Origin of the sequence: Streptomyces caatingaensis (assembly GCF_001187435.1) — a bacterium.
GTDB lineage: Bacteria > Actinomycetota > Actinomycetes > Streptomycetales > Streptomycetaceae > Streptomyces > Streptomyces caatingaensis.
In genome coordinates this window covers 546223-560815 of the sequence record NZ_LFXA01000017.1, presented here as the reverse complement: position 1 = coordinate 560815, position 14593 = coordinate 546223, and the positions used below count along the sequence as shown (strand labels likewise).

The window sequence follows — 14593 nt, the reverse complement described above, 5'->3', positions numbered from 1 at the left end:
GCGTAACCCGACTGCCACGCCGCTCGTTGTCCGGGATGCAGACTTCCCGCGTCGCGCCATGCCCCGCAATCACTCACTCGATCGAGTGGATGCCCTCAAGGCGTGCAACCTCCAGGTATTCGGGGGAGTCGATCGTCATGACGAGAGGAGGTGCCGCCAGTGATCGCGAACGTTTCGGCGCACCGGCGGGCGAACGCCTTCGCCCAGGCCCTGGAGGAGCAGGACGTCCAGGGCGAGGCGGCCGCACGGACCGGCCCCCCGGCGGACGACGCCGAGCAGGGCGAGCAGGGGAAGCTGCTGACGCTGGCGAGCGGGCTGTCGCGGCTGCCCGCCCCTGAGCTCGACCCCGAGGTCAGGACCGTGCAGCGGGCGCAGCTGATCGCCGCCATGGAGGCCCAGTTCGCCGGAGGCGCCACGACGGTCCCCGAGCCCCGCAGGGCCCCGGGCGACCGCGCGGCCGGGCGCGGGGCCCACCGGGCCGGCCCGCTCGGCCGCCTCAGGCCGCGCTCCCGCTGGTCCAAGGGGCTGGCGGCCGGCGGGCTCACCGTGGGCGTGGCCGCCGGGGCGCTCGGCGGCGTCGCCGCCGCCAGCTCCAACGCCCTTCCCGGCGACACCCTCTACGGCCTCAAGCGCGGCATGGAGGATCTGAAGCTCGGCATGGCCGACAGCGACTCCGAGCGCGGCGGCATCCTCCTCGACCAGGCGTCCACCCGGCTCCAGGAGGCCCGCCGCCTCATGGAGCGCGGCCGCTCCGGCCATCTGGACCACGAGTCGCTGGGCGAGATCCGCCGGACCCTGTCGGGCATGCGCCAGGACGTCTCCGAGGGCCACCGCCTGCTCCGCGCCGCCTACGAGCGCGACGGCTCCCTCGGCCCGCTCAAGCTCCTCTCCTCGTTCAACGCCTCGCACCGCGAGGGCTGGACCCAGCTCCGCGACCGGCTGCCGCTTCCCCTCAACGACGTGCGGGACCAGGTCAGTTCGGCGTTCAGGGCCATAGACGACGAGATCGAGCCGCTGCAGTCCCTGCTGCAGGGCCACGACCACCGCCCGGCCCACGGCAAGGGCGGCACCCCGTCCCGGCCCGGCACCCCGGGCAGCCCGTCCCACGGCGCCCCGTCCCCCCACAGGTCCGCCGGCGGCAAGCACGCGGCCGAGCGCCCCGCCCAGCCGTCCACGAGCGGCCAGGAGGACCAGGAGGGGCTCCTCGGCGGCACGGGCCTGCTGCGCCCGGCCTCCCCGCCGGAGAGCCAGGGCCAGAGCCAGAGCCCGTCGGGCACGCCGCACGGCAAGGACGGCAAGCCGTCCAAGCAGCCGGACGTCATCGTCCCGCCGCTGCTCCCGGACATCCTCCCGGGGCTGGGCATCCACGGCGACGACCAGAGGTGATCGCCCGGTACCGGAAGTGATCGCGGCCGTCAGCCGCGATCACTTCCCTTCGGGCCCCACGGCGGTCGGTGTCATGACGGTCGGTGCCGGAAAACGCACCGCCGTCAGAAGAACACCGACCGCCGTTGCACGAGCAGCTTGTAGAGCGTGTGCTGGATCGTCTCCCGCACCTGATCGGTCAGGTTGAACATCAGCATCGGATCGTCCGCCGCCTCCGGCGGATAGCCGTCCGTGGGCACCGGCTCGCCGAACTGGATCGTCCACTTCGTCGGCAGCGGCACCGCCCCGAGCGGCCCCAGCCAGGGGAACGTCGGCGTCAGCGGGAAGTACGGCAGCCCCAACAGCCTCGCCAGCGTCTTGGAGTTGCCGACCATCGGGTAGATCTCCTCCGCCCCCACGATCGAGCACGGCACGATCGGCGCCCCCGCCCTCAGCGCCGTGGAGACGAAACCGCCCCGGCCGAAGCGCTGCAGCCGGTACCGCTCGGAGAACGGCTTGCCGATCCCCTTGAAGCCCTCCGGCATCACCCCGACCACCTCGCCGCGCTCCAGCAGCCGCCCGGCGTCCTCCGCGCAGGCCAGGGTGTGCCCGAGCTTGCGGGAGATCTCGTTGACCACCGGCAGCGCGAAGACCAGGTCGGCGGCGAGCATCCGGATGTGCCGCCCGGCCGGGTGGTGGTCGTGCACGGCGACCTGGAGCATCAGCCCGTCGACGGGCAGCGTCCCGGAGTGGTTGGCGACGACCAGGGCCGCGCCCTTCTCGGGGATGTTCTCGACGCCCCGCACCTCGACCCGGAAGTACTTCTCGTAGAGCGGGCGCAGCGCCGACATCAGGACCTGGTCGGTGAGTTCGCGGTCGAAGCCGAACTCGTCGACCTCGTAGTCGCCGGTGATCCGGCGGCGCAGGAACTCGAGCCCGTGGGCGAGCCTGCGCTCCCAGCCCGGGCCCGCCGCGGACGGCGACCCGCCGGAGGCCGCGGCGGGCCGCTCCACGGGCTCCTGCGGGCCCGCTGACCGCCTCTCCTCGCGCGGCTGCGGGACGGGCGCGAGCGGCGCCGCCGCCCGGTGCGTACGGCCCGTACCGCCGCGCCTGGAGCGCCGCTTGGAGCGCGGCTCCTCGCCGAACGGGATGACCTTCGCGTCCGACATGCTGCGTGCGCTCCTCAGTTCAGGCCGCGGCCGGCGGGCACCGCGGCGGCGATCCGGTCGACGGTACGGGCGAGGGCGTGCGGCGGCAGCAGCCCCGTGCCGCGGCTGCGGGTGAAGTCGGCGAAGGCCCCGGCCGAGGTGTACCGGGGGTGGAAGCCGAGTGTCTCCCGCATCTGGGTGGTGTCCACGACCCGGCCGTGGGTGAGCAGCCGGATCTGCTCCGCGGAGAAGTCCAGCATGCCCAGCGCGCGCAGCGCGGAGCCGGCCCAGGTGACGCCGGTGACGAAGAACGGGAGGGTGGGACGCCCGAGGCGCCTGGCGGCCTGGGAGAGCAGCACCACGCCGTCCCCGGCGATGTTGAACGTCCCGCTGTTGAGCGTGCCCCTGGCGGGCTCTCCGGCGGCGATCCGCAGCACCTCGACGGCGTCGTCCTCGTGCACGAACTGCAGCCGCGGGTCGAAGCCCAGGACCGTCGGCAGCACGGGCAGCGAGAAGTACTCGGCGAGCGGCGAGTCCGCGCCGGGCCCGATGAGGTGGGCGAGGCGCAGCACGCACACCGCCACGTCCGGCCGCCGCCGGGCGAAGCCGCGCACATAGCCCTCGACCTCGACGGCGTCCTTGGCGAAGCCGCCGCCGGGCAGCGACTTGGGGGGCGTGGTCTCGGTGAACACCGCCGGATCGCGCGGCGCCGAACCGTAGACGCTGGTGGTGGACCTCACGACCAGCCGCTTCACGGCCGGGGATTTCTGACAGGCGCCCAGCAGCTGCATGGTGCCGATGACGTTGGTCTCCTTGACCGCCGCCCGGCTGCCGCGCTTGCCGAGGGGGGTGCCGTTGACGTCCAGGTGGACGACCGTGTCCACCGCGTGCTCGGTGAGGACCCGGGCGATCGCCGGGTGGCGGATGTCCGCCTGTACGAAATCGGCCCCGCCCAGGTGGTGTCCGGGTGGCACCGCGTCCACCCCGACGACCCGGTCGACGCCCGGCTCGCGCGTCAGACGGCGGACGAAGCGGCCGCCCAGCCTGCGGGCGACTCCGGTGACGAGCACGACCCTGCCCAAGATCAGTGCCTTCCCTTCCGTCGGGCCCTCCCTCACCCGGGGAACGGCTGCCCTGTTGGCGGCCACCGTAGCGGGTCGCCGCGGCGCTGTGACGGGCGCTTGCCGCCCAGGGCGACATTTCAAGCCGTAGCGAGCGCCTCACGCACCGCGACGCGCCGCAGGCCGCCGCCCTCCGCGCACGGCCCCCGGACGCACCGCAGCCCTCCCGCCGCCGGAGCGGAGGGAGGGCTGCGGGACGAACACAGCGACGCTGCTTACTTCTTGTTGCGGCGCTGAACGCGAGTGCGCTTGAGCAGCTTGCGGTGCTTCTTCTTGGCCATCCGCTTGCGCCGCTTCTTGATAACAGAGCCCACGACTACCCTCGCTTACATCGATTCACTCGGTGCGGGGCGTCCGAGCCCACACGACCTACATCGGGCCAGCCTACCCGGCACCGGGCGAACAGCGTAATCCGAGGTCCTCGTCAGGCGGTTTCCACCCCCACGAAGGACTCACGGAGGTACTCGTGCACCGCCTGCTCTGGGACCCGGAAGGACCTACCCACCCGGATCGCCGGCAGATGACCGCTGTGCACCAAGCGGTACACGGTCATCTTGGACACGCGCATCACCGCGGCGACTTCCGCCACGGTCAGGAACACGACCTCGTTGAGAGGCCTTTCGCCAGCAGCCATGACACACCTGAACCTTCCGCACATGACGCGCACCGGCTTCCCCTCCGGTGACTCCTCGTCGCTGCGCGCTCACTCCCCAGATTAGGGGCGGGTGATGCGAGTGGGGAAGAGGAGCAGCCATCGGCCGCCTACCGTGACAGACACGCTCGATTGAGTACATAGCGAGTAAGCGGTCGGTAGTAATCAGACCGCACAGTGTCATCAAGCGGAACGACGACGGACACCCGCCCCTCGGCCTCTGCGACGAACGGGGCCGGGTCGTCGGAATCCGCCAGTCCGATGGCCTCAAAGCCCAGTTGACCTGCCCCGCAGAGCCAACCGTGGTCCCCGATGACCAGGCTCGGAAGGGGCCCGTCGCCATCTCCCGCCGCAGCGAGCGCAGTACGAAGCGGGAGGGGTGAATGCGTATGTGCGCCGGGCTCGTTCGCGGTGGCGCACGCGCCGGGTTCGCGCACCATCGCGACTCCTCGGACGTAGTCAAGGTTGTATGTGCGTACGCCAAACCGGGTCGTTATGTCGATACTTCGACCCTGCGCAGGGGTGAGGACAGCACATCCCATCGCTGAGAGGCCGGCGGCCAACCCGGCGTAGAAACCCAGGAGCCGGTGGGGGTGGCCGGTGCCGATCAGCACCGGAGCGCCCGTCGCGGCGGCCGTGGCGACCCGCTCGGCGAAGGCACCGAGTGCCTCCAGCGTGCGATCAGGGTCGATCACATCATGCCCGGAAGTGTGTGCGGGATCGGCCGAAACTCCACACCGACGACCCATCAGGCGCAACAACTCCTTAAAGCACCAGTCACTTTCCGGCTCCAGTCCCATCAGCACCCGGGGGTCGCGGGCGACGAACCACCGGTAGCGGGCGAGGCTCCGCTCCCGGGTCGTGGCCACGGGTCCGGCGAGACCGGACGCGAGCAGGTGTGCGCGCAGGCGTTCCACGCACCGACTAACGCGGGGGCGGGAAGGGGGCTACGGGAGGGGCCGGGGGACGGGGGTCCGGGGGACGGGGGTCCGGGGCATGGGGATTCCGGGCATGGGGATCCCGGGCGCGGGGATCCCGGGCGCGGGGATCCCGGGCGCGGGGATCCCGGGCGCGGGGATCCCGGGCGCGGGGATCCCGGGCGCGGGGATCCCGGGGACGGGGAGGACGTTCAGGGGAGGAGGCCGTGGGACGGGAAGACCGCGCGGCGGGTCGCAAGGACCGCCTGGTCGAGGCGGTCGGCCGGGTCGTAGCCGGAGGCCGCGAAGTCCCGCCAGGCCGGCCGCAGTCCGTCGGTCATCCGCAGCGGCCCCAACTGCCGTGTCCGCCGGAAGACTTCGTCCCGCCACTCCTCCGGCACCCCGGACTCGGGATCCACCGGCCGGCCGGCGGCGACGGCGCACAGATGGGCCCAGGCCCGCGGCACGACGTCGACGACCGCGTAGCCGCCCCCGCCGAGGGCCACCCAGCGGCCCCCGGCGTGCTCGTGGGCCAGGGCGTGACAGGCCTCGGCGACCATCCGCTGTGCGTCCAGGGACACCGTCAGATGGGCCAGCGGATCCTCGAAGTGGGTGTCCGCGCCGTGCTGGGTCACCAGTACCTGAGGCCGGAACGCCGCCAGCAGCTCGGGGACGACGGCGTGGAAGGCCCGCAGCCACCCCGCGTCACCCGTCCCGGCCGGCAGCGCCACGTTGACCGCCGAGCCCTCCGCACCGGGCGCCCCGGTCTCCTCGGGCCAGCCCGTCTGCGGGAAGAGCGTGTGGGGGTGCTCGTGCAGCGAGACCGTCAGCACCCGCGGGTCCTCCCAGAACGCGGCCTGGACGCCGTCGCCGTGGTGCACGTCCACGTCGACGTACGCGACGCGTTCCGCGCCGAGTTCGAGCAGCCGCGCGACGGCGAGGGCGGCGTCGTTGTAGACGCAGAAGCCGGACGCCGCTCCGGGCATCGCATGGTGCAGCCCGCCGGCGAAGTTGACGGCGTGCCGGGCGTCGCCCCGCCAGACGGCCTCGGCCGCCCCGACGGACTGCCCGGCGATCAGCGCGGCGGCGTCGTGCATGCCCGCGAAGGCCGGATCGTCGGCCGTCCCGAGGCCGTACGAGGCGTCGGCCGCGCGGGGATCGGAGGACGCCGTGCGCACGGCCTCGATGTAGTCCTGACGGTGCACCAGCCGAAGCGTCGACTCCCCCGCGGGCCGGGCGGCCACCACGTCCATCGCCTTGTGCAGACCGAGCGCCTCGACCAGACGCATGGTCAGGGAGAGCCGTACCGGGTCCATGGGGTGTCCGGGGCCGAAGTCGTAACCGGTGACCGCCTCGTCCCACATCAGCTGTGCGCGACCGCTCATGGCCGTCACCGTACCGGTAAACGCAGAAAAGCCGTAGGCCCCGTACCGATTTCTCGGATACGAAGCCCACGGCTTTTCTTCAAATTTAGTTCGGCGGCGTCCTACTCTCCCACACGGTCCCCCATGCAGTACCATCGGCGCTGAAAGGCTTAGCTTCCGGGTTCGGAATGTAACCGGGCGTTTCCCTAACGCTATGACCACCGAAACACTATGAAACAATCAACAAACCAACCGGCAAAGGTCGTTCGTGGTTTCAGAACCAACACAGTGGACGCGAGCAACTGAGGACAAGCCCTCGGCCTATTAGTACCAGTCAACTCCACCGGTCACCCGGCTTCCATATCTGGCCTATCAACCCAGTCGTCTACTGGGAGCCTTACCCCATCAAGTGGGTGGGAGTCCTCATCTCGAAGCAGGCTTCCCGCTTAGATGCTTTCAGCGGTTATCCCTCCCGAACGTAGCCAACCAGCCATGCCCTTGGCAGAACAACTGGCACACCAGAGGTTCGTCCGTCCCGGTCCTCTCGTACTAGGGACAGCCCTTCTCAAGACTCCTACGCGCACAGCGGATAGGGACCGAACTGTCTCACGACGTTCTAAACCCAGCTCGCGTACCGCTTTAATGGGCGAACAGCCCAACCCTTGGGACCGACTCCAGCCCCAGGATGCGACGAGCCGACATCGAGGTGCCAAACCATCCCGTCGATATGGACTCTTGGGGAAGATCAGCCTGTTATCCCCGGGGTACCTTTTATCCGTTGAGCGACGGCGCTTCCACAAGCCACCGCCGGATCACTAGTCCCGACTTTCGTCCCTGCTCGACCCGTCGGTCTCACAGTCAAGCTCCCTTGTGCACTTACACTCAACACCTGATTGCCAACCAGGCTGAGGGAACCTTTGGGCGCCTCCGTTACCCTTTAGGAGGCAACCGCCCCAGTTAAACTACCCACCAGACACTGTCCCTGATCCGGATCACGGACCCAGGTTAGACATCCAGCACGACCAGAGTGGTATTTCAACGACGACTCCACACACACTGGCGTGCATGCTTCACAGTCTCCCACCTATCCTACACAAGCCGAACCGAACACCAATATCAAGCTGTAGTAAAGGTCCCGGGGTCTTTCCGTCCTGCTGCGCGAAACGAGCATCTTTACTCGTAGTGCAATTTCACCGGGCCTATGGTTGAGACAGTCGAGAAGTCGTTACGCCATTCGTGCAGGTCGGAACTTACCCGACAAGGAATTTCGCTACCTTAGGATGGTTATAGTTACCACCGCCGTTTACTGGCGCTTAAGTTCTCAGCTTCGCCCCACCGAAATGGAGCTAACCGGTCCCCTTAACGTTCCAGCACCGGGCAGGCGTCAGTCCGTATACATCGCCTTACGGCTTCGCACGGACCTGTGTTTTTAGTAAACAGTCGCTTCTCGCTGGTCTCTGCGGCCACCCCCAGCTCCGAGTGCAAAACTCATCACCAGGAATGGCCCCCCTTCTCCCGAAGTTACGGGGGCATTTTGCCGAGTTCCTTAACCATAGTTCACCCGAACGCCTCGGTATTCTCTACCTGACCACCTGAGTCGGTTTAGGGTACGGGCCGCCATGAAACTCGCTAGAGGCTTTTCTCGACAGCATAGGATCATCCACTTCGCCACAATCGGCTCGGCATCAGGTCTCAGCCCCATGTGTGACGGATTTGCCTATCACACGGCCTACACCCTTACCCCGGGACAACCACCGCCCGGGCTGGACTACCTTCCTGCGTCACCCCATCACTCACCTACTACAATCTGGTCACCGGCTCCACCACTCCCCTACACTCCGAAGAGCTCAGGGCGGCTTCACGGACTTAGCATCGGGATTCGATGTTTGGCGCTTCAAAGCGGGTACCGGAATATCAACCGGTTGTCCATCGACTACGCCTGTCGGCCTCGCCTTAGGTCCCGACTTACCCTGGGCAGATCAGCTTGACCCAGGAACCCTTAGTCAATCGGCGCACACGTTTCCCACGTGTGTATCGCTACTCATGCCTGCATTCTCACTCGTGAACCGTCCACAACTACCTTCCGGCGCTGCTTCACCCGGCACACGACGCTCCCCTACCCACCACAACAACCGTTAGGTCTCATGCTGCAGTGACACGACTTCGGCGGTACGCTTGAGCCCCGCTACATTGTCGGCGCGGAATCACTTGACCAGTGAGCTATTACGCACTCTTTCAAGGGTGGCTGCTTCTAAGCCAACCTCCTGGTTGTCTCTGCGACTCCACATCCTTTCCCACTTAGCGTACGCTTAGGGGCCTTAGTCGATGCTCTGGGCTGTTTCCCTCTCGACCATGGAGCTTATCCCCCACAGTCTCACTGCCGCGCTCTCACTTACCGGCATTCGGAGTTTGGCTAAGGTCAGTAACCCGGTAGGGCCCATCGCCTATCCAGTGCTCTACCTCCGGCAAGAAACACACGACGCTGCACCTAAATGCATTTCGGGGAGAACCAGCTATCACGGAGTTTGATTGGCCTTTCACCCCTAACCACAGGTCATCCCCCAGGTTTTCAACCCTGGTGGGTTCGGTCCTCCACGAAGTCTTACCTCCGCTTCAACCTGCCCATGGCTAGATCACCCCGCTTCGGGTCTTGGGCGCGCTACTAGGTCGCCCTCTTCGGACTCGCTTTCGCTACGGCTTCCCCACACGGGTTAACCTCGCAACACACCGCAAACTCGCAGGCTCATTCTTCAAAAGGCACGCAGTCACGACACCGAGTGCAAGCACTCGATGCGACGCTCCCACGGCTTGTAGGCACACGGTTTCAGGTACTATTTCACTCCGCTCCCGCGGTACTTTTCACCATTCCCTCACGGTACTATCCGCTATCGGTCACCAGGGAATATTTAGGCTTAACGGGTGGTCCCGCCAGATTCACACGGGATTTCTCGGGCCCCGTGCTACTTGGGTGTCTCTCAAACGAGCCGCTGACGTTTCGACTACGGGGGTCTTACCCTCTACGCCGGACCTTTCGCATGTCCTTCGCCTACATCAACGGTTTCTGACTCGTCCTGCCGCCGGCAGACGACAGAAGAGAGATCCCACAACCCCGCATACGCAACCCCTGCCGGGTATCACACGCATACGGTTTGGCCTCATCCAGTTTCGCTCGCCACTACTCCCGGAATCACGGTTGTTTTCTCTTCCTGCGGGTACTGAGATGTTTCACTTCCCCGCGTTCCCTCCACACTGCCTATGTGTTCAGCAGCGGGTGACAGCCCATGACGACTGCCGGGTTTCCCCATTCGGACACCCCCGGATCACAGCTCGGTTGACAGCTCCCCGGGGCCTATCGCGGCCTCCCACGTCCTTCATCGGTTCCTGGTGCCAAGGCATCCACCGTGCGCCCTTAAAAACTTGGCCACAGATGCTCGCGTCCACTGTGCAGTTCTCAAACAACGACCAGCCACCCACCACCCCGACACCAAAGCATCGAGTTCACTGGGGCCGGCACCGAAGGACAGCCATACGGCCGTACCCTCAGACACCCAACAGCGTGCCCGACCAGACCAGTTCACCCCACCTGCGTTCCACGCCGAAGCAGTACTAACAGAGAAGGCTCACCAAGCCGGCCGACTAGTCAACGTTCCACCCATGAGCAACCGTACGAGACATTCGCTCGTAGTCGGCTATGTGCTCCTTAGAAAGGAGGTGATCCAGCCGCACCTTCCGGTACGGCTACCTTGTTACGACTTCGTCCCAATCGCCAGTCCCACCTTCGACGGCTCCCTCCACAAGGGTTGGGCCACCGGCTTCGGGTGTTACCGACTTTCGTGACGTGACGGGCGGTGTGTACAAGGCCCGGGAACGTATTCACCGCAGCAATGCTGATCTGCGATTACTAGCAACTCCAACTTCATGGGGTCGAGTTGCAGACCCCAATCCGAACTGAGACCGGCTTTTTGAGATTCGCTCCACCTCACGGCATCGCAGCTCATTGTACCGGCCATTGTAGCACGTGTGCAGCCCAAGACATAAGGGGCATGATGACTTGACGTCGTCCCCACCTTCCTCCGAGTTGACCCCGGCAGTCTCCTGTGAGTCCCCATCACCCCGAAAGGCATGCTGGCAACACAGAACAAGGGTTGCGCTCGTTGCGGGACTTAACCCAACATCTCACGACACGAGCTGACGACAGCCATGCACCACCTGTACACCGACCACAAGGGGGCGACCATCTCTGGCCGTTTCCGATGTATGTCAAGCCTTGGTAAGGTTCTTCGCGTTGCGTCGAATTAAGCCACATGCTCCGCTGCTTGTGCGGGCCCCCGTCAATTCCTTTGAGTTTTAGCCTTGCGGCCGTACTCCCCAGGCGGGGCACTTAATGCGTTAGCTGCGGCACGGACGACGTGGAATGTCGCCCACACCTAGTGCCCAACGTTTACGGCGTGGACTACCAGGGTATCTAATCCTGTTCGCTCCCCACGCTTTCGCTCCTCAGCGTCAGTATCGGCCCAGAGATCCGCCTTCGCCACCGGTGTTCCTCCTGATATCTGCGCATTTCACCGCTACACCAGGAATTCCGATCTCCCCTACCGAACTCTAGCCTGCCCGTATCGAATGCAGACCCGGAGTTAAGCCCCGGGCTTTCACATCCGACGCGACAAGCCGCCTACGAGCTCTTTACGCCCAATAATTCCGGACAACGCTTGCGCCCTACGTATTACCGCGGCTGCTGGCACGTAGTTAGCCGGCGCTTCTTCTGCAGGTACCGTCACTTGCGCTTCTTCCCTGCTGAAAGAGGTTTACAACCCGAAGGCCGTCATCCCTCACGCGGCGTCGCTGCATCAGGCTTGCGCCCATTGTGCAATATTCCCCACTGCTGCCTCCCGTAGGAGTCTGGGCCGTGTCTCAGTCCCAGTGTGGCCGGTCGCCCTCTCAGGCCGGCTACCCGTCGTCGCCTTGGTAGGCCATCACCCCACCAACAAGCTGATAGGCCGCGGGCTCATCCTGCACCGCCGGAGCTTTCCACCCACCGAGATGCCTCGGCAGGTCATATCCGGTATTAGACCCCGTTTCCAGGGCTTGTCCCAGAGTGCAGGGCAGATTGCCCACGTGTTACTCACCCGTTCGCCACTAATCCACCACCGAAGCGGCTTCATCGTTCGACTTGCATGTGTTAAGCACGCCGCCAGCGTTCGTCCTGAGCCAGGATCAAACTCTCCGTGAATGCTTACCGGACTCATACCGGTTCAACACTCGCGTTGAGCGGAACAGCCAGGCGGAATAAGCCCGGCCGTTCACAGCGTCCTCGCTGTGTTTTTCAAAGGAACCTCATCCCAACCGGTCAAACCGGCCGGAACGGGGTTGTTTTATAGTCTGGCGTTGACTTTTGGCACGCTGTTGAGTTCTCAAGGAACGGACGCTTCCTTCGCTCCTGTTTCACCAGGCGCTCCGGGCGCTTCCCTTCGGTGTTTCACACTCTATCAGGCGTTTTCCGTCCCTCTCACCACCGTCATTTCGCATGCAAAAGCAAGACGAGCAGACAAAGGCGGCCCGAGGATCGGGATCACTTCTGAATGGAGTGCCGCCCGCGCCTCGCCCGCAGTCGCTGCGGGCCCCGGTCGTGGGCAGGGATCCGACAGTACAGCTCCCCGGCGGGACGAGGCAAATCGGTTACGGAGCGCACCGGACGAGGGTGGGCGCACTCGTGCGGAACCCTCAGTTCCTATGACTTAGGCTCTGGGCAGTGCACCGTCCAGGACAGGTAGTGACGGTGCGTGATGAATCTCCACCCCTGGGAGGCTTCCCATGACCACCGTGACGTCCCCGATCGCCGGACGCGCCATCGGGCTCGCGGCTGTGCCCGACCCGGTCTTCTCCGGCGCGATGGTGGGACCCGGCACCGCGGTCGACCCCGTGCGCGAGCCCTGTGAGGCCGTCGCCCCCGTCGACGGCGTCATCGTCTCGCTGCACGCCCACGCGTTCGTCGTCGTCGACGCCGAGGGGCACGGCGTCCTGACGCACCTGGGCATCGACACCGTCCAGCTCAACGGCGAGGGCTTCGAGCTGCTCGTCAACAAGGGTGACACCGTGACCCGCGGCCAGGCCGTCGTGCGCTGGAACCCGGCCGCGGTCGAGGCGGCCGGCAAGTCGCCGATCTCCCCCGTGATCGCCCTCGAGGCCACCGCCGACTCTCTCGGCGACCTGCGCGTGGACGGCGACGTCAAGGCGGGCGACCAGCTGTTCAGCTGGCAGTAGTCGCAGTAACGGTTCAGCTGAACCCAGTCAGTCAGGGACAGACACCGGCTTCTGACGGTGGTCCCGTTCGAGAGGACATGATGGAGACAACGCTGCGAGGCGTCGGCGTGAGCCACGGTGTGGCGATCGGCGAGGTCCGGCACATGGGCACGGCGGTCCTGGAGCCGCCGGCCAAGCAGATTCCGACGGACGAGGCGCCGCGCGAACAGGGGCGCGCGCGCCAGGCCGTGGAGGCTGTGGCCGCCGACCTGATCGCGCGGGGCAACCTCGCCGGCGGCGAGGCCCAGCACGTGCTCGAGGCCCAGGCCATGATGGCCCAGGACCCGGAGCTGATGGCCGACGTCGAACGGCGGATCGCCGTGGGCAGCACCGCGGAACGCGCGGTGTACGACGCCTTCGCCGCCTACCGGGCGCTCCTCGCCGGGGCCGGCGAGTACCTGGCCGGCCGGGTGGCCGACCTCGACGACGTGCGCAACCGCATCGTCGCCCGCCTGCTGGGCGTGCCGATGCCGGGTGTGCCCGACAGCGACGAGCCCTATGTGCTGATCGCCCGGGACCTGGCTCCCGCCGACACGGCGCTGCTGGACCCGACGCTGGTGCTCGGCTTCGTGACCGAGGAGGGCGGGCCCACCAGCCACAGCGCCATCCTGGCGCGCGCCCTGGGCGTGCCCGCGGTCGTGGCGCTGCCGGGTGCGGGTGAGCTGGCCGAGGGCACGGTCGTGGCGGTGGACGGCAGCACGGGCGACGTCTTCGTCAACCCGAGCCAGGAGAAGCGGGCCGAGCTGGCGCGCGCCGCCGAGGAGCGGAAGGCCGCGCTCGCCGCGTCGTCCGGTCCGGGCGCCACATCCGACGGTCACAAAGTGCCGCTGCTCGCCAACGTCGGTGGTCCAGGGGACGTCCCGGCGGCGGTCGAGGCGGGTGCGGAGGGCGTCGGGCTGTTCCGCACGGAGTTCCTCTTCCTGGACGACAGCCAGAAGGCGCCGTCCGAGGAGAAGCAGGTCGAGGCGTACCGCAAGGTGCTGGAGGCGTTCCCGGAGGGCCGGGTCGTCGTGCGCGTGCTGGACGCGGGCGCCGACAAGCCGCTGGACTTCCTGACGCCGGCGGACGAGCCGAACCCGGCGCTGGGCGTGCGGGGTCTGCGGACCCTGCTGGACCACCCGGAGGTGCTGCGCACGCAGCTCACCGCGCTGGCCAAGGCCGCCGAGGGGCTGCCGGTCTACCTCGAGGTCATGGCCCCGATGGTGGCGGACCGCACCGACGCGAAGGCGTTCGCGGACGCGTGCCGGGAGGCCGGGCTGCAGGCCAAGTTCGGCGCGATGGTGGAGATTCCGTCCGCCGCGCTGCGGGCCCGCTCGATCCTCCAGGAGGTCGAGTTCCTCTCGCTGGGCACCAACGACCTGGCGCAGTACACCTTCGCGGCGGACCGTCAGGTCGGTGCCGTCTCCCGTCTCCAGGACCCGTGGCAGCCCGCGCTGCTCGACCTGGTCGCGGCGTCGGCGGAGGCGGCGAAGGCCGAGGGGAAGAGCTGCGGCGTGTGCGGCGAGGCCGCCGCGGACCCGCTGCTCGCCTGTGTCCTGACGGGTCTCGGGGTGACCAGCCTGTCCATGGGCGCGGCCTCGATCCCCTACGTCCGCGCGACGCTGGCGAAGCACACGCTGGCCCAGTGCGAGCGTGCGGCGGCCGCGGCCCGTGCGACGGACACGGCCGAGGAGGCGCGGCTGGCCGCGCAGGCGGTGCTGTCCGGCGAATGAGCCGGTCCCTTGGG

Annotated in this window: 9 protein-coding genes and 3 rRNA genes; 3 read left to right on the top strand and 9 right to left on the bottom strand. The window is 67.1% G+C overall.

Translation table 11 applies throughout. The features are described 5' to 3' along the window. Positions 1-159 precede the first annotated feature (159 nt). The gene (locus AC230_RS24880) at positions 160-1386 is read left to right on the top strand and encodes a DUF5667 domain-containing protein (RefSeq protein WP_049718538.1); all 1227 of its coding nucleotides are present in this window, start codon (positions 160-162) and stop codon (positions 1384-1386) included. Positions 1387-1490: 104 nt separating this feature from the next. On the opposite strand, the gene AC230_RS24875 is transcribed toward AC230_RS24880, so the two are convergent. The 9 genes from AC230_RS24875 to AC230_RS24845 form a co-directional block, all read right to left on the bottom strand. Next, on the bottom strand, positions 1491-2534 hold the full coding sequence (locus tag AC230_RS24875; protein ID WP_049718537.1) for a lysophospholipid acyltransferase family protein: 1044 nt from the start codon (positions 2532-2534) through the stop codon (positions 1491-1493). A gap of 14 nt (positions 2535-2548) precedes the next feature. Beyond that, positions 2549-3595, bottom strand: coding sequence for an NAD-dependent epimerase/dehydratase family protein (locus AC230_RS24870; protein WP_078871552.1), 1047 nt, complete (start codon positions 3593-3595; stop codon positions 2549-2551). 254 nt (positions 3596-3849) lie between these two features. Further along, on the bottom strand, positions 3850-3948 hold the full coding sequence (locus tag AC230_RS31500; protein WP_003948845.1) for a 30S ribosomal protein bS22: 99 nt from the start codon (positions 3946-3948) through the stop codon (positions 3850-3852). A 110-nt stretch (positions 3949-4058) separates the two neighbouring features. Further along, positions 4059-4268 (bottom strand): helix-turn-helix domain-containing protein, encoded by a 210-nt coding sequence (locus AC230_RS24865; protein WP_154080489.1) that lies wholly within the window; start codon positions 4266-4268, stop codon positions 4059-4061. A 128-nt stretch (positions 4269-4396) separates the two neighbouring features. Next, positions 4397-5194, bottom strand: a complete 798-nt coding sequence (locus AC230_RS31495) for a phosphatase (protein ID WP_078871593.1) — start codon at positions 5192-5194, stop codon at positions 4397-4399. A gap of 221 nt (positions 5195-5415) precedes the next feature. Continuing rightward, positions 5416-6588: an acetoin utilization protein AcuC gene (locus AC230_RS24860; protein ID WP_049718535.1), complete on the bottom strand. Its 1173-nt coding sequence runs from the start codon at positions 6586-6588 to the stop codon at positions 5416-5418. A gap of 88 nt (positions 6589-6676) precedes the next feature. Beyond that, positions 6677-6793, bottom strand: a 5S ribosomal RNA gene (gene rrf, locus AC230_RS24855). Between the two features lie 78 nt (positions 6794-6871). After that, positions 6872-9990: ribosomal RNA gene (locus AC230_RS24850) — 23S ribosomal RNA — on the bottom strand. 281 nt (positions 9991-10271) lie between these two features. Then, a 16S ribosomal RNA gene (locus AC230_RS24845) occupies positions 10272-11797 on the bottom strand. Together the 16S, 23S and 5S rRNA genes form the textbook arrangement of a ribosomal RNA operon. Positions 11798-12378: 581 nt before the next feature. Between AC230_RS24845 and AC230_RS24840 the strand changes: the two genes are divergently transcribed. Next, positions 12379-12828: a PTS sugar transporter subunit IIA gene (locus AC230_RS24840; protein WP_049718534.1), complete on the top strand. Its 450-nt coding sequence runs from the start codon at positions 12379-12381 to the stop codon at positions 12826-12828. Positions 12829-12908: 80 nt separating this feature from the next. Beyond that, positions 12909-14579: a phosphoenolpyruvate--protein phosphotransferase gene (gene ptsP, locus AC230_RS24835; RefSeq protein ID WP_049718533.1), complete on the top strand. Its 1671-nt coding sequence runs from the start codon at positions 12909-12911 to the stop codon at positions 14577-14579. The last annotated feature ends 14 nt before the right edge of the window (positions 14580-14593 follow it).

Coding starts and splice junctions, on each gene's coding strand:
- AC230_RS24865 (WP_154080489.1), bottom strand. CDS start 4,268: ATGGCTGCTGGCGAAAGGCCTCTCAACGAGGTCGTGTTCCTGACCGTG.
- AC230_RS24860 (WP_049718535.1), bottom strand. CDS start 6,588: ATGAGCGGTCGCGCACAGCTGATGTGGGACGAGGCGGTCACCGGTTAC.
- AC230_RS24840 (WP_049718534.1), top strand. CDS start 12,379: ATGACCACCGTGACGTCCCCGATCGCCGGACGCGCCATCGGGCTCGCG.
- ptsP (WP_049718533.1), top strand. CDS start 12,909: ATGGAGACAACGCTGCGAGGCGTCGGCGTGAGCCACGGTGTGGCGATC.
- AC230_RS24875 (WP_049718537.1), bottom strand. CDS start 2,534: ATGTCGGACGCGAAGGTCATCCCGTTCGGCGAGGAGCCGCGCTCCAAG.